Origin of the sequence: Thiorhodococcus minor (assembly GCF_010820565.1) — a bacterium.
Lineage (GTDB): Bacteria > Pseudomonadota > Gammaproteobacteria > Chromatiales > Chromatiaceae > Thiorhodococcus > Thiorhodococcus minor.
Window position 1 is genome coordinate 12,297 of the sequence record NZ_JAAIJQ010000041.1, and the last position, 17,744, is coordinate 30,040.

20 protein-coding genes are annotated in these 17,744 nt (G+C 65.7%); 6 read left to right on the forward strand and 14 right to left on the reverse strand.

Annotated features, from left to right (window positions below; genetic code table 11):
- Nucleotides 1–339 precede the first annotated feature (339 nt).
- Complete coding sequence (locus G3446_RS14375) at nucleotides 340–1,827, forward strand: phosphomannomutase (protein WP_164453523.1); 1,488 nt, start codon at nucleotides 340–342, stop codon at nucleotides 1,825–1,827.
- 239 nt (nucleotides 1,828–2,066) lie between these two features.
- Here the strand turns inward: G3446_RS14375 and mgtE are convergent, their stop codons facing one another.
- The 14 genes from mgtE to G3446_RS14445 all read right to left on the reverse strand — a co-directional run bounded on the left by mgtE (nucleotide 2,067) and on the right by G3446_RS14445 (nucleotide 14,221).
- Nucleotides 2,067–3,428 (reverse strand): magnesium transporter, encoded by a 1,362-nt coding sequence (mgtE, locus tag G3446_RS14380; protein ID WP_164453524.1) that lies wholly within the window; start codon nucleotides 3,426–3,428, stop codon nucleotides 2,067–2,069.
- 88 nt (nucleotides 3,429–3,516) lie between these two features.
- Complete coding sequence (ptsP, locus tag G3446_RS14385) at nucleotides 3,517–5,259, reverse strand: phosphoenolpyruvate--protein phosphotransferase (protein ID WP_164453525.1); 1,743 nt, start codon at nucleotides 5,257–5,259, stop codon at nucleotides 3,517–3,519.
- Complete coding sequence (locus G3446_RS14390) at nucleotides 5,256–5,525, reverse strand: HPr family phosphocarrier protein (RefSeq protein ID WP_164453526.1); 270 nt, start codon at nucleotides 5,523–5,525, stop codon at nucleotides 5,256–5,258. Before G3446_RS14390 ends, ptsP begins: the two co-directional genes overlap by 4 nt.
- Nucleotides 5,526–5,561: 36 nt before the next feature.
- Nucleotides 5,562–5,960, reverse strand: a complete 399-nt coding sequence (locus G3446_RS14395; protein ID WP_164453527.1) for a PTS sugar transporter subunit IIA domain-containing protein — start codon at nucleotides 5,958–5,960, stop codon at nucleotides 5,562–5,564.
- Nucleotides 5,957–6,817: an RNase adapter RapZ gene (gene rapZ, locus G3446_RS14400; protein ID WP_164453528.1), complete on the reverse strand. Its 861-nt coding sequence runs from the start codon at nucleotides 6,815–6,817 to the stop codon at nucleotides 5,957–5,959. Before rapZ ends, G3446_RS14395 begins: the two co-directional genes overlap by 4 nt.
- A 55-nt stretch (nucleotides 6,818–6,872) precedes the next feature.
- Entirely contained in the window at nucleotides 6,873–7,835 is a 963-nt protein-coding gene (gene hprK / locus G3446_RS14405; protein ID WP_164453529.1) for an HPr(Ser) kinase/phosphatase, read from the reverse strand.
- A gap of 25 nt (nucleotides 7,836–7,860) precedes the next feature.
- Nucleotides 7,861–8,310 carry a PTS sugar transporter subunit IIA gene (locus tag G3446_RS14410; RefSeq protein WP_164453530.1) on the reverse strand — a complete coding sequence of 150 codons (450 nt, stop codon included), beginning with the start codon at nucleotides 8,308–8,310 and terminating at the stop codon, nucleotides 7,861–7,863.
- Nucleotides 8,311–8,715: 405 nt separating this feature from the next.
- Nucleotides 8,716–9,036, reverse strand: a complete 321-nt coding sequence (gene hpf / locus G3446_RS14415) for a ribosome hibernation-promoting factor, HPF/YfiA family (RefSeq protein WP_164453561.1) — start codon at nucleotides 9,034–9,036, stop codon at nucleotides 8,716–8,718.
- A gap of 32 nt (nucleotides 9,037–9,068) precedes the next feature.
- Nucleotides 9,069–10,553: an RNA polymerase factor sigma-54 gene (locus tag G3446_RS14420; protein WP_164453531.1), complete on the reverse strand. Its 1,485-nt coding sequence runs from the start codon at nucleotides 10,551–10,553 to the stop codon at nucleotides 9,069–9,071.
- Nucleotides 10,554–10,724: 171 nt separating this feature from the next.
- Complete coding sequence (gene lptB / locus G3446_RS14425; RefSeq protein ID WP_164453532.1) at nucleotides 10,725–11,450, reverse strand: LPS export ABC transporter ATP-binding protein; 726 nt, start codon at nucleotides 11,448–11,450, stop codon at nucleotides 10,725–10,727.
- A 25-nt stretch (nucleotides 11,451–11,475) separates the two neighbouring features.
- Nucleotides 11,476–11,940 carry a lipopolysaccharide transport periplasmic protein LptA gene (lptA, locus tag G3446_RS14430; RefSeq protein WP_245232511.1) on the reverse strand — a complete coding sequence of 155 codons (465 nt, stop codon included), beginning with the start codon at nucleotides 11,938–11,940 and terminating at the stop codon, nucleotides 11,476–11,478.
- Nucleotides 11,941–11,999: 59 nt separating this feature from the next.
- Nucleotides 12,000–12,614, reverse strand: coding sequence for an LPS export ABC transporter periplasmic protein LptC (lptC, locus tag G3446_RS14435; protein WP_164453533.1), 615 nt, complete (start codon nucleotides 12,612–12,614; stop codon nucleotides 12,000–12,002).
- Nucleotides 12,615–12,647: 33 nt separating this feature from the next.
- Nucleotides 12,648–13,169: a 3-deoxy-manno-octulosonate-8-phosphatase KdsC gene (gene kdsC, locus G3446_RS14440; RefSeq protein WP_164453534.1), complete on the reverse strand. Its 522-nt coding sequence runs from the start codon at nucleotides 13,167–13,169 to the stop codon at nucleotides 12,648–12,650.
- A gap of 32 nt (nucleotides 13,170–13,201) precedes the next feature.
- Nucleotides 13,202–14,221, reverse strand: a complete 1,020-nt coding sequence (locus G3446_RS14445) for a KpsF/GutQ family sugar-phosphate isomerase (protein WP_164453535.1) — start codon at nucleotides 14,219–14,221, stop codon at nucleotides 13,202–13,204.
- Between the two features lie 448 nt (nucleotides 14,222–14,669).
- Here G3446_RS14445 and G3446_RS14450 point away from each other — a divergent pair, with 448 nt between their 5' ends.
- From G3446_RS14450 to G3446_RS14470, 5 genes are read left to right on the forward strand one after another with little or no spacing between them, the layout of a single operon-like run.
- Nucleotides 14,670–15,515, forward strand: coding sequence for an ABC transporter ATP-binding protein (locus tag G3446_RS14450; RefSeq protein ID WP_342450115.1), 846 nt, complete (start codon nucleotides 14,670–14,672; stop codon nucleotides 15,513–15,515).
- Nucleotides 15,515–16,297, forward strand: coding sequence for a lipid asymmetry maintenance ABC transporter permease subunit MlaE (gene mlaE, locus G3446_RS14455; RefSeq protein ID WP_164453537.1), 783 nt, complete (start codon nucleotides 15,515–15,517; stop codon nucleotides 16,295–16,297). The genes G3446_RS14450 and mlaE overlap by 1 nt, the downstream gene beginning before the upstream one ends.
- Before the next feature lie 4 nt (nucleotides 16,298–16,301).
- Nucleotides 16,302–16,769, forward strand: coding sequence for an outer membrane lipid asymmetry maintenance protein MlaD (gene mlaD / locus G3446_RS14460; RefSeq protein WP_164453538.1), 468 nt, complete (start codon nucleotides 16,302–16,304; stop codon nucleotides 16,767–16,769).
- The gene (locus tag G3446_RS14465) at nucleotides 16,769–17,389 is read left to right on the forward strand and encodes an MlaC/ttg2D family ABC transporter substrate-binding protein (protein ID WP_164453539.1); all 621 of its coding nucleotides are present in this window, start codon (nucleotides 16,769–16,771) and stop codon (nucleotides 17,387–17,389) included. Before mlaD ends, G3446_RS14465 begins: the two co-directional genes overlap by 1 nt.
- Nucleotides 17,386–17,697: an STAS domain-containing protein gene (locus G3446_RS14470; RefSeq protein WP_164453540.1), complete on the forward strand. Its 312-nt coding sequence runs from the start codon at nucleotides 17,386–17,388 to the stop codon at nucleotides 17,695–17,697. Before G3446_RS14465 ends, G3446_RS14470 begins: the two co-directional genes overlap by 4 nt.
- The last annotated feature ends 47 nt before the right edge of the window (nucleotides 17,698–17,744 follow it).

The following is a 17,744-nucleotide window of genomic DNA, read 5'->3' on the forward strand; positions in this document are numbered from 1 at the left end:
TGAAGGCGGACCTCAATCCGGCGCCACCTGGTATAAGAATTTCCGGCAATCGCCTTAGCTGTCGAGTGAGGGCGTCAACACGCGCGAGCTTCGGCGACCCAACAGCCGGAAGCCGATCGCTGGCCGCTCCTTCCATCTTGTCGGCTGACCGAGTCGATGCCTGCCCTTGGTCGACGCCGAGCGCCTGAGAGTGTACAGCCCAAGCCTCGATTGCGCCCATCCGGGCATCGCGGATGCGGCGCTGGCCGCCGCTCCCCGATGGGCCGGCGGTGCTGGCTCGGCTAGAATCCGTGGCAGGGCATCTTCGAGTCGGTCTCGGTCGCGGTAAAGAGGATAGACATGCAAATTGGAGATTTGATGGCAGAAAGCGGCGTCAAGTTTGGCACCAGTGGTGCCCGCGGCTTGGCGGAGGACATGACGGACTGGGTCTGCTATGCCTACACACGCGGGTTCTTGGGCTATCTGCGCGATAGCGGCGTCGTCTCCGAGGGCGGCGCGGTGGGCATCGCCGGCGATTTGCGTCCGAGCTCGCCACGGATCATGACCGCTTGCGCCCGGGCCGTGCTCGACATGGGCTGTCGGCCGCTGAGCTGCGGCTTCATTCCAAGTCCCGCGCTGGCCGCTTATGGCATGGCGCATGGGATTCCGACGCTCATGGTCACTGGCAGCCACATTCCGGACGATCGCAACGGAATCAAGTTCAATTTGCCGACCGGCGAGATCCTCAAGCGCGACGAAGCGGGCATCCGCGCCCAGGAGGTGGCTCGGCCGTCCGGCGTCTTCGATGCGGCGGGGCGCTTCGTCACCGATCAGGCAGCGGCCTTGCCGGCGCCGGACGGGCAGGCCTACGCGGCCTACGTGAGGCGGTATCTCGACTTCTTCCCCCGGGGATGTCTCGAAGGACTGAGCGTTGGGGTCTACGAGCACTCGAGCGTGGCCCGCGAGGCCTATGGCGACGTGCTCGCTGGCCTTGGCGCGCGTGTGACGCGGCTCGCGCCCTCCGATGCCTTCATCCCGGTCGATACGGAGGCCATCCGTCCAGAGGATGTCGACTTGGCAAGAGCCTGGGCGGCGGGCGGGCAGCTCGACGCCCTGGTCTCGGCCGATGGCGACGGCGATCGCCCGCTCGTCGGCGATGAGACCGGGAGCTGGCTGCGCGGCGACATCGCCGGCGTGCTCTGTGCCCGTCAGCTCGGCGCGCAAGCCGTTGTCACCCCCGTGAGCAGCAATACGGCAGTCGAGAAGTGCGGCTGCTTCCAGGCCGTCGCGCGCACCCGAATCGGCTCCCCCTACGTGATCGAAGGCATGCAGGCGCTCATCGATCAGGGCCTGGGGCCGGTCGTGGGCTATGAGGCCAATGGCGGCTTCTTGCTCGGGAGCGACGTCGAGCGTCAAGGCCTGCGCCTGACCGCTTTGCCGACGCGCGATGCGATCATCGTCGCCGTCAGCATCCTTCTGGAATCCGCGCAGCAGGGTAAGCCGGTCTCGGAGCTGGCCGGAGATCTGCCGCGACGTTTCACCTACAGTGACCGCCTGAAGGATTTCCCCACTCACATCAGCCAGGCGCGACTGGCCGCGCTCAACAGCGGCGATTTCGCCGCGGACAAGGCCGCGATCGAGGACTTCTTGGCCGAGGACTTCGGCGCGGTCGCCTCCCTCGACGACACCGACGGCTTGCGGATCACCTTCGCGAGCGGCGAGATCGCCCATCTGCGTCCCTCCGGGAACGCCCCGGAGCTGCGCGCCTACACGGAGGCGGATACGCCGGAGCGGGCTGCGGCCATGGGGCGGATCTGCATGCAGCGGCTCGAGCAGTGGCGCGGGTAAGGCGATTGCCGGAAATTCGTCTACCAGGTAGCGCCGGATTGAGGTCCGCCTTCAAGGAGCGTCGGCAGGAGCATAGCGGGCCTATGTGACTGGCGGGGCGACACAGAAGGCGGGCGTCAAGACAAGCCAGATGGTATGAGAATTGACAGAAGTTGGCTAGAGGCGCAATCGATCGGGCTCGCGGTCTAGAGCCCTGTGCATCCGCGGCTCAGGGTCTTGCCGCGCAGCGAGCGGTCGGCTCATAGCAGGAAGAGGGTCGCGAGACCCAGGAAGGCGAGGAAGCCGACGACGTCGGTCACCGTCGTCAAGATGACCCCGCCGGCGAGCGCGGGGTCGATGCCCAATCGCTGCAGCGCCAGGGGCAGCAGGGCACCGGCGAAGGCCGCAGCCAAGAGGTTGATGGTGATGGCCGCGGCGATCACCAAGGCGATGTCGGCATCCTTGAACCAGAGCTGTGCGATCAGGGCGACCACCAGTGCCCAGATGACGCTGTTGATCGCCGCGACCGCCATCTCCTTGGCGAGCAGCCAGCGCGTGCTCTTGAGCGTGAGCTGGCCCAAGGCGAGACCGCGGATGGTCAGGGTCAGCGTCTGGGTGCCGGCGATCCCGCCCATGCTGGCGACCACGGGCATGAGCACCGCCAGGGCCACGACCTGCTGGATGGTGGCCTCGAACTGGCCGATTACCCAGGCGGCGAGAAAGGCCGTGAGCAGGTTGACGCCAAGCCAGAGTGCGCGGCGGCGGGCGCTGAGCAGGACGGGCGCGAACATGTCCTCGGTCTCGGAGAGGCCGGCTTGACCGAGGAACTGGTGATCCGCTTCCTCGCGGATGACGTCGACCACGTCGTCGACCGTGATGCGTCCGAGCAGAAGCCCTTCGTCATCGACGACCGGGGCGGTGACCAGATCGTGCTGCTCGAAGCGGGTCGCGACCTCCCGGGCGCTCCAGGTTGCTGGGATGGCCTGTACGTCCAGTGTCATGGCCTCCGCGACCGAGTCCTCGGGATCGTGCGTCAGCAGGTCGGTGAGGTAAAGTACGCCTAGATAGTGGCCCTTTCGGTTCACGACGATGAGGTTGTCGGTGATGTCCGGCAGGCCGTCTCTCAGCCTGCGCAGGTAGCGCATCACCACGTCCAAGGTCATCTCCGGGCGCACCGTGACGGTGTCCGAGTTCATCAGTCCGCCGGCGCTGTCTTCGGCGTAGGACAGCGCCTTCTCGAGGCGGTCGCGGCGCTGCTGATCGAGCGACTTGACGACCTCATGGGTGATAGCGACCGGGAGGTCTTGGACGATATCGGCGAGGTCGTCCGTGTCCAGGCTTCCCACGGCTGCGACCAGCTCGCCGGTGTCCATCAGCTGGATCAGGTGCTCGCGAACGTCGTCGTGCAGATAGGTGAGGACCTCGCCATCGTGCTCCGCGTCCACCAGGTTCCAGACCAGCTCGCGCTCCTTGGGGGGCAGCGACTCCAGCAGGTGGGCGATCTCGGCCGTCTGCAAGGCGTTGAGCATGCGTCCGGCCTTGCGCATGCCGCCTTGCTCGAGCACCTGGCGCAGGTCTTCGAGACGCGTGGCTTCGGGATTGCTGGAGGCGGGGGCTGTCATGGTCACCTTGGCGCGCGGTCGTGATCTAGCCCTCGAGGCGGGGGGCTTCGCGCGCCTATGCTAACAACTGGGGACTTCCCGAGCGATGTCAGGCTTGATTGAGCGCGTCCAGCAGGCGTGCCGGGGAGGTCTCGTCGAGGTGGGTGAAGAGCTGTGCAACGCGTCGCCTGAGATCCTGGGTATCGGCCTGCAGGATTAGCTCCTTGACGTCGAGGAGGGCGCCCGGCTGCATGCTGAGCTCGCGCAGCCCCATGCCGAGCAGCAGGCGGGTGAATTGGGTATCGCCAGCCATTTCGCCACACATGCTTACCGGAATGTCGGCGCTGTTGGCGGCCTCGATGGTCATGCGGATGAGCCGGAGGATCGCAGGATGCATGGGGTCGAAGAGATAGTTGACCGAGTCGTCGAGCCGATCCACCGCCAGGGTGTATTGGACGAGATCGTTGGTGCCGATGGAGAGGAAGTCCATGCGCTTGGCGATGGCGCGTGCCGACAGCGCCGCCGCCGGCACCTCGATCATGGCGCCGACGGGGAGGGCGTCGTCATAGGGCAGGCCCTGTTGATGCAGCTGATGCTTGAGCTCCTCGATGAGCGCGAGCACGGTGTCGAGCTCCTCGACATTGGTCACCAAGGGAAGCATCAGCCGCACCGGCCCAACTGCCGAGGCGCGCAGGATCGCCCGCAGCTGTGGGCGGAAGAGGGCCGGCTCCTTGAGACAGAGGCGGATGGCACGGAGTCCGAGCGCCGGATTGCAGGCAGCGGAGCCGCAGGCGGTGAGGCCGTCGGCGCGCTTGTCCACTCCGAGATCGAGGGTGCGGATGGTGATGGGGATGCCATCCAGGTCCTCGATCATTGCGGTGTAGGTCGCCAGGTGCTCCTCCTCGTCCGGGAGGTCGGCTCTGCTCATGTAGAGAAATTCGGTGCGGTAGAGGCCCACGCCGGCTGCGCCATTGCCGCGCGCGATCTCGACGTCCTCTGGCAGCTCGAGATTGGCCTGGAGACTGACCGAGACGCCGTCGCGCGTGTGGGTGGGGCGGTGCGCGATTCCCCGCAGTCGGCGCTGCCGTGCCTCGATCGCCCGCAGCCGCTGGCGATAGTACTCCAGGGTGGAGTCGTCGGCCTTGGCCAGGACCGTGCCGGTCTCGCCGTCCACCACCAGCTGCTCGCCGGGGCGCAAGTAGCGGGTGATTTCGTGAACCCCCATGACCGCCGGAACCGCCAGACTGCGCGCCAGAATGGCCGTATGCGACATGGGGCCGCCGAACTCGGTGACGAAGGCCGCCGCGCCCCGGTGGCGCAGCAGGATGGTGTCCGCGGGCGTCAAGTCGCGGGCGACGACCACGACCCCATTCAAGTCCTGCGCTTCCAAGGGCTGCTGCGCGCCTTCTCCGCGCAAATACGCCTGGATCTGCTGGACGACGTGCTCGATGTCGTCGCGGCGGGTGCGCAAATAGGGGTCGTCCATCTGGTCGAAGACCTCGACCAAGGTGTCCCGGTGCAGCTGCAGGGCCCATTCGGCGCTGCACAGCTCGTCGGCGACGATCCGCCTCACCTCCTCGACGAGGGCGGTGTCCTCGAGCATGAGCAGATGGGCATCGAGGAGCTCGGCGATCTTGAACGGCGTGGTGGCGGGGATTTGCGCCCGCACGTTCTGCACGGAGGCGTGCGCCGCCGCGACGGCAAGGTCGAAGCGGGCGATCTCGCGCTCGACCTGATCCGCGTCGATGGCCGCATGGGAGGCGCCGCTCTGGCCGCGCAGGTCGATGAAGGCTGGTCCGATCGCAACGGAGCAGCTCGAGGCGATACCTATGCCCTGAAAGGCGAGCGTCACTCAGGCTCTCCGAAGCGTTCCCTGATCAAGGTTTCGATGGCCAAGATGGCCTCCTCTTCGTCATCGCCACGCGCCTCGACCCTGACCTTGGTGCCTTGACTGGCCGCGAGCATCATCACGCCCATGATGCTCTTGCAGTTGACGCTCTGGCCGCGTCGCTCGATGTCGATCTGACTCTCGAAGTGCGCGGCGCATTGCACCAGCTTCGCCGCTGCGCGCGCGTGCAGTCCGAGCTTGTTACATATCTCGAATTCTTTGCGGATCATCCCGAAACCGGCTCCTAATTGCTCTAAGCCTAGTGCCTATTCGCGCGGCTCGCAGAGGCGGACGCCGTTGCGGCCACCCTCGAGCGCCCGATCGACGACTGTGTCCAAGTCGAGCTTGGCATAGTTGAGTGCCCGCAGGAGCATCGGCAGATTGACGCCGGCGAGCACGCGGGTACGGGGACGCCGCTCGCTCAACGTGAGGGCAACATTGGCGGGTGTGGCGCCATAGACGTCGGTGAGGATCAGCACGCCGTCGCCGTCGTCGAGGCCGTCGGCGAGACGCAGCGACCTGTCCACCAAGGTCTCGCGGGGGGTGTCATTGATCACCTCCAGGGCCTCCGCCTTCTCTGGACGGCCGCCGAGGATCTCGCCGGCGATCCGCAGCAGGTCTCCGGCGAGGGGGCCGTGCGTCATCAGCAGGATGCCGACGCTCACGACAGCTCCCGGTGCCGGACCATGACCTTGTGACCGAGGGCCTCAAAGTGGCGGCCGAGTGCCTCCGTCATGTACACCGAACGATGCTGGCCGCCGGTGCAGCCGATGGCGATGGTCAAATAGCTGCGCCCGTCCGTCTCGAATTGCGGAATCCAATGCTCGAAGAAGGCGATGATGTCATCGCGCATTCGGATTACCTCTGGGCTGGACTCCAGGAAGTGCGCGACCTGAGGGTCCAGGCCCGAGAGCATGCGCAGCTCCGGCTGCCAGTGTGGGTTGGGCAGGCAGCGCACGTCGAAGACGAAGTCCACATCGGCCGGGACGCCATGCTTGAAGCCGAAAGATTTCAGCAGAACCGACGCCTTCGGCGAGGCGTTGCCGACGAGCCAGCCGCGCACCCGGTCGCGCAGCTCGTGCACGTTCGTCTCCGTGGTGTCGATGAGCTCGTCCGCGTGGCGGCGAATGGGCTCCAGCAGCTTCTGCTCGAGCGTGATCGCCTCGCGCAGGGGGCGGTCGCCACGTGTGAGCGGGTGCTTGCGGCGGGTCTCGCTGAAGCGGCGGATCAGGGTCTCTGTGTCGGTCTCCAGGAAGAGCACCTGACAGGCGATGCTGCTCGCTTGCGCCTCCTGCACCAGCTCCGGCAGCTGACGCAGGTCGTCTGGATTGGTGCGCGCGTCGATGCCGACCGCCGTGCTCGAGAGCGCGGGGTCGTCGAGCTTGCGCGCGAGGCCGCGGATCAGCTCTTTGAGCAAGAAGATCGGAAGATTGTCGATGCAATAGAAGCCGAGATCCTCGAGCGTATGCAAAGCGACGCTCTTCCCGGAGCCAGAGAGACCGCTGAGGATGACCAGTTTCATCGGATGTGCCCTGTGTCAGGCCGAAAACATTTGGCGCACGGTGAGCCAGGCTGCGTCAGGGCTTGGCCGCCGGTGGGTCGGGTCGGTCTTGGCTGATCGCCCGCGCCTGGCGATCGATGAAGTCGACTCCGGCATCATAGCCGCGAATTCGGAGCATTTGGTGCCTGACCGCGGCCTCGACCAGGATGGCGAGATTGCGGCCCGGCGCGACCGGCATGACGATCTTCGGGATGGCCACTCCCAGAATGGTCATGGCGGAAAGCCCCCCCGTGAGGCGGTCGATGCAGGCGAGCTGCCGCTGGTCGAGCGGTTGCAGGTCGATGACCAGATTGAGCGTCTTGTTGCGCAGGATGGCGCCTTCTCCGAACATCGCGCGGATGTTCAGGATACCCAGTCCGCGGACCTCGAGGAAATCCCGGAGCGTCTCCGGGCAGGTGCCCTCGATGGTCTCGGGTGCGATGCGTGCGAACCTGGGGGCATCGTCCGCAATGATGCGGTGCCCGCGGGTGATGAGGTCCAGCGCCAGCTCGCTCTTGCCGACCGCCGGGTCGCCGACGAGCAGGACGCCCATCCCGAGCACTTCGATGAAGACGCCATGCACCGTCGTGCGCTCTGCCAGGGCGTGGGTCAGGAAGTAGCGCAGATGGTTGATCAGCTCCTGGTCGCCGAGCGTGGAGCCAAGCAGAGGCGTCTGGGTCCGTGTCGCCTCGTCGCGCAGGTCCGGGCTCGGCTCGATGTCGTCGGTGAAGATTACGGCAGCCGGCCGGTCGGAGAAGAGCTTCTTGACGGTCTCTGCATAGGCCGTCGTGCCGAGCGTGGCCAGATAGAGCTGCTCCGGGTGTCCGATGACCTGGAGGCGGTTCGGATGGATGCAGTTCAATGACCCGATCAGGGACTGCTGGGCCTGCTCCGGCTCCTCGCCGCGCAGCGGGCGCTCGATCTCGGGCTCGGGCGTCAGCCAGCGCAGCTTCAGCTGATGCCCGGTTTGGTCGACGGTGGACTGAAGACTGTCGAGCATGAGGGTGCGCCGCCGGCAGGCCGGCTCACTCTGTGTTGAGGACGTCGAGCAAGCCCGAGGGTGACGCTGCCTCGCGCAAGCGTGCGCGAACGCTCGCGCTGCTGAACAAGCTGGCCAAGTGCGCCAAGAGCTGCAGGTGCTCTTCGTTGGCCTCCTCGGGGACGAGCAGCGCGAACGCCAAGTCCACGGGCTCGCCGTCGGCGGCATCATAGTCGACGCCCTTGACTGTCTGGACGAAGGCGCCGAGGACTTCGCTCACGTCTTTGAGGCGAGCGTGCGGCAGGGCGATGCCATGTCCCAAGCCGGTGCTGCCGAGCCGTTCGCGCTCCAGCAGCCGCTCGAACACAGTTTCCGCCTGAAGGCGCGGATGGTCGTTCGCCAAGAGCTCCGCCAGCGTCTCCAGGAGTCGCTTCTTGCTGGCGATCTCCACACCGCAGCCGATTCTGGTCTCGGTGATCAGGTCAGGACTGAACATGGGGCCGACTCCAGATGGCCTCAGGTGCGGTCGCGCAAGGCGCGCCCGAAGGGTGGCAGGGGCTGTTATTGCTCATGTTTTCTGCTACCTCGGGTCATGATTGGATCACGGGACCCAAGCCTGTAGATGTGCTCATCTGCAGTTGTCTCAATGAAAAACACCTCGAACGGTCGATCCGCCCGTCCGAGGTGCTGCGAGCAGGTGCTCGAGAGATGCTGAGTCAATACGCCGCTCTTCCAGGTGCGGATGCCTCTCTATCCCTAGCGGCGGCGCTCGACCGTCCGATGAAGCGAGTGCAGCGGCGCGATTCTCCTCTGCCCGAGCGGCTTATTCTACGGAAGGAATCATCGCCTGCCACTCTTGGAGAGGAGCTGGGCGCTTTCCGTGCTCGCTCCGCGTCGCTGGCTATTCTGCCTCGACGATCTTGACGGCTGCGCCGCGGTGACTGCTCTTCTTTTCCTTGTGGCGAATGACCTGTCTGTCGAGCTTGTCGATGAGACCATCGATGGCCGCGTACATGTCCTCGTGGACGGAGTCGGCAAATACCTTGCCGCCGTTGACGTGGAGCGTCGCCTCTGCCTTCTGCGACAGCTTCTCGACGCTTAGGACGACATGGGCGTTGATGACGTGGTCGAAGTGCCGTGCTAGACGCTCGAATTTGCTGTCGACGTAGGACTTCAGCGCTTCGGTGACGTCGATGTGATGACCCGTCAGGTTGATTTGCATCATGTGACTCCTTCAAAGGTTCAAACGGCCTGTTAAGCCAGGCGTTTGCGCTCGTTCGAGGGTGGGATACCCATTGCCTCGCGGTATTTGGCGACTGTTCGTCTCGCGACATTGATGCCCTGATCGCCAAGCTCCTGGGCGATCTTGCTATCGCTCAACGGCTTCTTGGGTGACTCGCTGGCGATGAGCTTGCGAATCAGGGCGCGAATGGCCGTGGACGAGCATTCGCCGCCAGATGCGGTGTTGACGTGAGAGGAGAAGAAGTACTTGAACTCGAAGGTGCCGCGGGGGGTGTGCATGTACTTCTGCGTGGTGACGCGAGACACGGTGGACTCGTGCAGATCCAAGGCTTCGGCGATGTCGCGCAGCACCATGGGGCGCATGCCCTCGTCGCCGTGCTCGAAGAAATCCTGCTGCATCTCGACGATCTTTGACCCCACTCGCAGCACCGTGTCGTTGCGGCTTGCCAGGCTCTTGATGAACCACCTGGCCTCCTGCAAGTGGCTCTTGAGCGTGACGCTGTCTGCGCTCTGATCCGAGCGCCGGACCAAGCTCGCGTAGTCCGCATTCACTCTAAGTTTAGGCGTCGATTCGGAATTTAGCTCGACGAGCCAGCGCCCCTCCTTCTTGCGGACGAAGATGTCAGGGACAACGTACTCCGATGGTGCCGTTTCGATCAAGCTGCCCGGCCTCGGCTGTAGCCCGCGGATGAGTCCCAGGGCGCCGATGACTTCCGCTTCGGGAAGCTTGAGCTGCTTCATGAGGGCGTTGACATCGCTGCGCGGCAAGTGGTTGAAGCCCTTCTCGCAGATGGCAATCGCTTGATCCCTCAGCTCGGTGCCGAAGGGCATCTGGCGCAGCTGGATGAGCAGACATTCTTGCAGGCTGCGGGCCCCGATCCCCGGCGGATCGAGCGACTGCACCCGGTGGATTTGCGTTTCGATCTCCTCGGCGGCGATGGACGCGTCGTCGATGGTCGCCAGCAGCTCATCGACGTCGCTGCGCAGGTAGCCTCCGGCATCGACCGCGTCGAGGATGGCCTGGCAGATCATGAAGTCGCGATCGTTCAGGCGGCTGAGATTGAGCTGCCACGCGAGATGGTCTTGGAGGGTCTGAGGGCGGCTCTGATGCGCGAAGGGGTCGAAGTCCGAGCCGTCGTCGGCGCCGTGCGCTGTGGTTGGCAGGTAGCTGTCGTAGACGTCCGCCCACTGGGTGTCGACGGGCAAGTCCTCGGGCATCTCGCTGGACTCGGCGCGGATCTCGCGGTCGACCTTGAGGTCCTGGTCCCCCGCTGAGGCTTCCGTCTGCTCGGTGCGGGACATCCCGCTCTCCTCGGTGCTCGGCGTGCTCTCACGATCGGCCTCGTCGCCTTCCTCGAGCATGAGGTTGGTGTCGAGCGCCTCTTGGATCTCCTTCTGCAAGTCGAGCGTGGAGAGCTGCAGGAGCTTGATCGCCTGCTGCAGCTGAGGCGTCATCGTGAGATGCTGGCTGAGGCGAAGCTGGATGGATTGCTTCATCGATCGCGCTGGCGTGGTGGATTGAACCGGTGCAAGTAGCTTAAAGCAATAAGGGTGCCTAGGTTAATTCTAGTCGACTCCGGCACATCTAAACGGCTCTTCCAGGGCGCCGCGCGCGGCAATGTGCGCGAGCGCACTGGGATTTCCCCCCCGACCTTAGCAGCTTCGCGCCTACATGGAGAAGTCCGCTCCCAGATAGACGTCGCGGACCTGCTGGTCTTCGAGCAGCTCGCTCGGCTCTCCCGAGGCGATGACGGTTCCCGCATTGATGATGTAGCCGCGATCGCAGATGTCGAGGGTCTCGCGTACATTATGATCTGTAATCAGGACGCCGATGCGGCGGTCGCGCAGATGGGACACGATCGCCTTGATGTCGCCGACTGCGATGGGATCGACGCCGGCGAAGGGCTCGTCGAGCAGCATCACCGCCGGATCGACGGCGAGCGCCCGGGCGATCTCGAGTCGTCTGCGCTCGCCGCCAGACAGGCTGAGGGCGAGCGAGTCGGCGACATGCGCGATTCCGAGCTCTTCCAGCAGACGGTCGCAGCGCTGCTCCCGCTCCGCGCGCTTGAGTCCCTTGCGCGTTTCCAGGATGGCCATGATGTTCTCCCGCGCGCTGAGCTTGCGGAAGACGGACGGCTCTTGCGCCAGGTAGCTGAGCCCTGAGCGCGCGCGTGCGTGCATGGGAAGCCGGGTGATGTCGCGATCCTTGAGCAGGATGCGGCCTTGGTCGGCGGGGATGAGGCCGACGATGAGGTAGAAGCAGGTGGTCTTTCCGGCACCGTTCGGGCCAAGCAGGCCGACGACCTCCCCGGCGTCGACCTGCACGCTCACGTCCTGCACGACCTGGCGGCTGCGGTAGTGCTTCTGCAGGTGCTCGGCGCGTAGCGCGGTCAAAGCCGGGTCCTCGTACCCAAGATCCTCACTCCTGCTCCGGGGTGATGGTGATCTTGACGCGGCCAGAGCCGCCGGCGCGGAACTGGGCCTTGGCGCGATCATAGACGATGCGCTCGCCCGCCAAGCGATCGGCGCCCTGAATCAGCAAGCCGTCGCCGATCAGGGTGAGCTCGTCCTTGTCGGCGTCGTATTCCATGCGCTTGGCGAAGGCCTTGACCTCGCCTTGATCGTCGTCGAGCTGCTGCTTGTACTTGGCTGGGCTTCCGAGCGCGATGATGAGCCTGGGCTGGCGGTCCTCGCGGTGATAGACGGTCACATGGTCGGCCAGGAGCCGCATGCTGCCTTGGTCGACCTGAACATTGCCGACGTAGACGCTGGTGCTGTCGCTCTCGCGCACCTCCACGTCGTCCGCCTCGATGAAGATCGGCTGCTTGGCATCGTCCTTCAGGGCCCAGGCCGGCAGCCATGCGCAAGCGCCGACGCCAGCCAGGAGGGCGAAGAGGGCGAGGCCAGGTCGCAGTCGTCGCCGGAGTGGGGCCACTGCTGCTCTCAAGGCTTAGGCTCCTCTGCGGGCGCGAGACGGATGCGTGCCCGGCCATGGAAGGTGGAGCGGGTCGGCTCGTTGTACCAGAGCCGCATGCCATTCGCCGTCAGCGTGTCGTCGTCGCTGCGGATGCTGACCTGGAGGTCGGTCTCGGCGACCGCCTCGGCACGCAGGATGTCGATGCGCTCGGTCTCGAGATGCGTCTCGCGGAAATCGCCGTCGCCCTCGCGATCGAGTCGGACGTCTCCGGCGAGCCGCACGCGCTCGCCGTTGTCGAAGATGGTGCCGCTGCGCGATTGCGCGCGCCAAGGCGGACCATCGGCCTGGAACAGCTCCATGCGCGGATGGGTCAGCTCCGAAATGCCTTCTTCCGCATAGTGGCGAAGCTCCAGCGCGACGAGCTTGCGGCCCGGCTGGCCCGCGGCGTCCGTCTCCACGGCGGAGAAGTCGCGCACGACGTAGTCTGGCAGGCGCTCGCGGGCGCCGAGCACGCGTGTGTCTTGCGCGCCGATGCGCATCAGCCACCAGGCGGCGATGCCGATCATGCCGAGCAGGAGGAGCAGCAGGAGCTGGTGCCGCGGCCAGCCGTAGCCGTTCGAGGGCGGTGCGAAACGGGTCATGGGCGGGGCGCCGTCCTCATTGGTCGTGCGTCATCATTGGTAACGCGCCATCATCGCATCGAGCGACCCCTGGGCGTCCATGAGCAGCTCGCAGACCTCCCGCGCGGCGCCCTGTCCACCCAGCGCGGAGGTTGTCCAATGGGCGCGACCCTTCACGGCGGGGTGGGCGTCCGCGACTGCGATGGCGAGGCCGACGCGCCGCATGATGGGCAGGTCGACGACGTCATCGCCCACGTAGGCGATGGCGTCGTCATTCAGGCTCAGGCGCTGTCTCAGCTCCTCGTAGGCGGGCAGCTTCTTGCGGTAGCCCTGGTAGACATCGGAGACGCCGAGGCTCTCCATGCGCATCTGGACGACGTTCGACGTGCGTCCGGTGATAATGGCCAGCCGGACGCCCGTCTCCTGGAGCATGACCATGCCATGACCGTCACGCGAGTTGAAGGCCTTGTATTCCTGGCCGTCGTCGCCGAGGAAGAGGCTGCCATCGGTGAGGACGCCGTCGACGTCGAAGATCACAAGCCGGATGTTTGCAGCGCGGTCGCGAACCTCTTGCATCAGTGCCCTCCAAGGATGGTTTTTCTCTGCGGTCAGACGACGCCGGCCCTGAGAAGGTCGTGCATATTCAGCGCGCCGATGAGGCGTCGCCGGTCGTCGATGACCAGCAGGCCATTGATCGATTTGGACTCCATGATCCGGACCGCCTCGACCGCCAGGGCGTCTGCGCTCAGTGTCGCGCAGTCGCGCGTCATAATGCTGTCGATGCGGGTCTCGCGGACATCGATGCCGCCGTCCAGCGCGCGCCTGAGGTCGCCGTCGGTGAAGATGCCTGCTAGGCACCCCTGCGCGTCCACCACGCCGGTCATGCCAAGTCCCTTGCGCGACATTTCCTCCAGGGCCTCGAGCAAGCTGCTGCCCAGAGGGACCTCGGGGACGCGCTCGTCGCGGTGCATGATGTCGCTGACGTGCAGCAGCAGGCGCCTGCCGAGACTGCCGGCGGGGTGGGAGCGCGCGAAGTCCTCGGCGGTGAAGCCGCGGCTTTCCAGCAGCGCGATGGCCAGGGCGTCGCCCATGGCGAGCGCGGCCGTGGTGCTGGATGTCGGGGCCAGGCCGAGCGGACAGGCCTCCGTCGCCACGCTGATGTCAAGATTGACGTCCGCCTCCCTGGCCAAGGTCGAGTCGCGCTGGCCGGTCATGGTCACCATGGGGACACCGAGCCGCTTGAGGATCGGCAGGATGGTCAGCAGCTCGTCGGTCTGGCCTGAATTGGAGATGGCGAGCACCACGTCGCGTGGTGTGATCATCCCAAGGTCGCCATGGCTGGCCTCGCCGGGATGAACGAAGAAGGCGGGGCTGCCTGTGCTTGCCAGGGTCGCGGCGATCTTGCCGCCGATGTGGCCTGATTTGCCCATGCCGAGAACGACGATGCGCCCCTCGCAGGCGAGCATGTAGCGGCAGGCCTCGACGAAGGCGCGATCGATGCGTGCCTCGAGCGCGGCAACCGCCACGGCCTCGTTCTCGATCACCGCGCGGCCGAGGGCTATGATCTGCTCCGCCTGTCCACTCGATAGAGGCGCTCGGAGTGCGCCGAGTTGTCGCTTCTCTGTCATGCGTTTGGGTGGCTGCCGGATGCTTTAGTCTTGGCTGTCGGGTTGAGGGGCGCCAGTTTGCGCCCAAAGTTGCCGGCACAAAATACACCACGCGGCGGGTCGTGTCCCGCGAGCACATGCGGGCGGATGGCGCCTGCCCTAGCGTCGCTGCTCGGAAGCGCGTCGCGCTGGCCGCGCGTGCCGCCCGGCGAGCCTGCCTGCTCGAGCGATCTCGAGGGTGGTCTGTCCCCGCGTGCTCTGCCGAAGTTCCGGCGCGGCGAGCCGATGCCATGGTCGGCGCAGAGGCGGGCCGCCCCTTGCGCTCTCTTGACGCCTCGGGCGCCGCTCGCGACAATTCCGCGCTTTCGCCTACGGCGACCGCGATTCACAAACCAGGACCATGGCTAGGCGAAGCCCCATGAAGGACAATGGCTCTAGGTCAAAGGCGCCAGGTGCCTCGACGCCGGCCGTGACGACTGGCGATTCCCAGCCGGCGGCCTCCCCGCGAGTCCCCAAGCCTTTGGTTCGTATCCGCGGCCTGACCTATCGCCGTGGCTCGCTGGTCGTCTTCGAAGACCTGGATCTGGATATCCAGCGTGGCGCGGTCACGGCGGTCATGGGGCCGAGCGGCACCGGCAAGACGACCTTGCTCAAGCTGATTACCGGCCAGCTGCGACCGGATGCCGGAAGCATCGAGGTCGATGGGCTGAACATCCAGGGGTTGGACAAGCCGCAGCTGTTCAAGCTGCGCCGCCGCATGGGCATGCTATTCCAATCGAATGCCCTGCTGACGGATCTCAGCGTCTTCGACAACGTGGCCTATCCGCTGCGCGAGCATACGGATCTGAGCCCCTCCATGCTGCGCAAGGTGGTCCTGCTCAAGCTGGAGGCGGTCGGGCTGCGCGGGGCGCGCGATCTCATGCCCAGCGCCCTTTCCGGTGGCATGGCCCGCCGGGCCGCGCTGGCGCGGGCGATCGCCCTGGATCCGATGATGATCCTCTACGACGAGCCCTTCACCGGCCAGGATCCGATCTCGATGGGCGTGCTGATCGCGCTGATTCGTCACCTCAACGACGCAGCTGGCCTCACCAGCATCGTCGTCTCGCACGACGTGCGCGAGACCGCGAGCATCGCCGACTATCTGTACGTGATCTCGCAGGGGCGAATCATTGCCCAGGGGTCCCCGGCGGAGGTCGAGGCGGACGACTCGGAATGGGTCCGTCAGTTCATGGGCGGTCTGCCCGACGGACCCGTGCACTTCCACTATCCGGGGCCGCCGCTGGCGCAGGATCTGCTCCGACGGAGCGCGGCCTGATGCTGGTGGATTCCATAGCCGCGCTCGGGCGTGGCGTGCTGGACTCGCTGACCCGGCTGGGGCGCGGGCACCTGCTGCTGGCCGACATCTTGCGCGGGTCCGGGGAGATCTTCCGGCATCCGCGCTTGCTGGGCGAGCAGATCGTCAATATCGGTGTCCTGTCGCTCCTCATCGTCGGCGTCTCGGGGCTCTTCGTCGGGATGGTGCTCGCGCTCCAGGGCTACTATGTGCTCAACCAGTTCGGCGCCGAGGAGAGCCTGGGTGTCATGGTGGCCGCGTCTCTGGTGCGCGAGCTCGGTCCTGTCGTGACCGCTCTCTTGGTCGCGGGGCGCGCGGGCTCGGCGCTGACGGCGGAGATCGGCCTGATGAAGGCGACCGAGCAGCTTTCCGGCCTGGAGATGATGGCGGTCGATCCGGTCCGGCGCGTGCTGACACCGCGCTTCTACGGCGGCGTGCTCGCCATGCCCATGCTTGCGGCCATCTTCAGCGCCGTGGGTATCCTCGGGGGCTATTTCGTCGGTGTGGGGCTGCTGGGCGTCGATGACGGCGCCTTCTGGAGCCAGATGCAGGCGAAGATCGATTTTGCCGAGGACGTGGTCAACGGCGTCATCAAGAGCCTGGCCTTCGGGATCGTGGTCACTTGGATTGCCCTCTTCCAGGGCTACGACAGTGTGCCGACGTCCATCGGCGTGAGTCGCTCGACGACCCGATCGGTCGTCCATGCGGCGCTGGTCGTCTTGGGGCTGGATTTCGTCTTGACGGCGCTGATGTTTGGAGACTGAGGATATGGCCAAGCGGCAAAATGTGGAGCTGATGGTCGGTGCCTTCGTGGCGCTCGGCTTGGTGGCGCTCTTCTTTCTCGCCATGAAGGTGAGTAATCTCAGCCTGAGCTCAGGTGGCGAGGGCTATGCGCTGACCGCGCGCTTCGCGAACGTCGGCAGTCTCAAGGTCCGGGCCCCGGTCACCATGGCGGGTGTGCGGATCGGGCGGGTCGAGGGCGTGCGCTTCGACAAGACGACCTACGAAGCCGTGGTGACCATGCGTGTCGATGCCGGGATCGACGCCATCCCCGAGGATACCTTCGCGAATATCTTTACCGCCGGTCTTCTCGGCGAGCAGTACATCGGTCTCGAGCCTGGCGGCAGCCCGGACTACCTGCGCGACGGCGACGAGATCGCCAACACGCAGTCGGCGCTGGTGCTCGAGCAGATGATCGGACAGTTTCTTTTCAGAAAAGCAGGTGAGAGCGGCTGATGGCTTCGAGACGTCACTTCCTGATCGGGCTTCTGGCCCTGGCACCCCTGTTCTGGAGCCTTGGCGCCCAGGCTGCGCAAGACGAGGCGACGGCGCTGGTCAAGCGCACGGCCGAGCGGATGCTGAGCACCCTGGAGGCGCGTCGCGCCGAGGTGGATCGTAATCCATCGCTGATCTACGGCATGGTGGAGAGCATCGTTGCGCCTCATTTCGACTTCCAGCGCATCACCCAGGGCGCGCTCGGGCAGTACTGGCGCCAGGCGACGCCCGCCCAGCAGCAGCGTCTCGTCGACGGCTTCAAGCAGGTGCTGATCCGCACCTACGCCCGCTCGCTGCTCAGCTATTCGGGGGAGGAGATTCGGTATCTGCCCGTCAAGCCGGGGAGTCGCCCCTCGACGGTCACTGTTTCGACCGAGGTGCGCGAGCCGGGCGCCGCCCCCATCCCCGTCGACTACCGTATGTATAACAACGGCAACGGCTGGAAGGTCTATGACGTGGTGATCAACAATGCCAGCCTCGTCGGCAATTACCGGAGCAGCTTCGCGAACGAGATCCGTCAGAGCGGCGTCGACGGTCTGATCGCGAAGCTCGTGGACATGAACCAGAAGGGCCAAGGGTGACGGCGGCGCGATTGCTGCCCGCGGAGTCTGGCCGCTGGGAGCTCTCTGGCGTGCTGGACTTCACCACGGTCACGCACTTGGCGGAGGAGGGCATGCGCCTGCTCCGTAAGGTGCCGGATCGTGGACGGGTCGCGATCGATCTCTCCGGGGTCGAGCTGGCCAACAGCGCCGGGCTCGCGCTCCTGCTCGAGTGGCTGGAGATGGCGCAGACGCGCGATATCCAGCTCAGCTACAGGCGTCTGCCCGACTCGCTACGGCGGATCGCCGCCTTTTCGAATCTTCAAGATCTGCTGCCAACCGGGCACTGATCGCCCGCCCCTTCGGGCTCCCTTCTTCTGTTCTTCGCTCGATCTCC

Excerpts from the sequence above, each read along its gene's own strand:
- mlaE (WP_164453537.1), top strand. The coding sequence starts at position 15,515 with ATGCTGGTGGATTCCATAGCCGCGCTCGGGCGTGGCGTGCTGGACTCG.
- kdsC (WP_164453534.1), bottom strand. The coding sequence starts at position 13,169 with ATGCAAGAGGTTCGCGACCGCGCTGCAAACATCCGGCTTGTGATCTTC.
- hprK (WP_164453529.1), bottom strand. The coding sequence starts at position 7,835 with ATGCTCGACAGTCTTCAGTCCACCGTCGACCAAACCGGGCATCAGCTG.
- G3446_RS14420 (WP_164453531.1), bottom strand. The coding sequence starts at position 10,553 with ATGAAGCAATCCATCCAGCTTCGCCTCAGCCAGCATCTCACGATGACG.
- G3446_RS14375 (WP_164453523.1), top strand. The coding sequence starts at position 340 with ATGCAAATTGGAGATTTGATGGCAGAAAGCGGCGTCAAGTTTGGCACC.
- G3446_RS14390 (WP_164453526.1), bottom strand. The coding sequence starts at position 5,525 with ATGATCCGCAAAGAATTCGAGATATGTAACAAGCTCGGACTGCACGCG.
- hpf (WP_164453561.1), bottom strand. The coding sequence starts at position 9,036 with ATGCAAATCAACCTGACGGGTCATCACATCGACGTCACCGAAGCGCTG.
- G3446_RS14465 (WP_164453539.1), top strand. The coding sequence starts at position 16,769 with ATGGCTTCGAGACGTCACTTCCTGATCGGGCTTCTGGCCCTGGCACCC.
- mgtE (WP_164453524.1), bottom strand. The coding sequence starts at position 3,428 with ATGACAGCCCCCGCCTCCAGCAATCCCGAAGCCACGCGTCTCGAAGAC.
- G3446_RS14445 (WP_164453535.1), bottom strand. The coding sequence starts at position 14,221 with ATGACAGAGAAGCGACAACTCGGCGCACTCCGAGCGCCTCTATCGAGT.
- G3446_RS14410 (WP_164453530.1), bottom strand. The coding sequence starts at position 8,310 with ATGTTCAGTCCTGACCTGATCACCGAGACCAGAATCGGCTGCGGTGTG.
- rapZ (WP_164453528.1), bottom strand. The coding sequence starts at position 6,817 with ATGAAACTGGTCATCCTCAGCGGTCTCTCTGGCTCCGGGAAGAGCGTC.
- mlaD (WP_164453538.1), top strand. The coding sequence starts at position 16,302 with ATGGCCAAGCGGCAAAATGTGGAGCTGATGGTCGGTGCCTTCGTGGCG.
- lptC (WP_164453533.1), bottom strand. The coding sequence starts at position 12,614 with ATGACCCGTTTCGCACCGCCCTCGAACGGCTACGGCTGGCCGCGGCAC.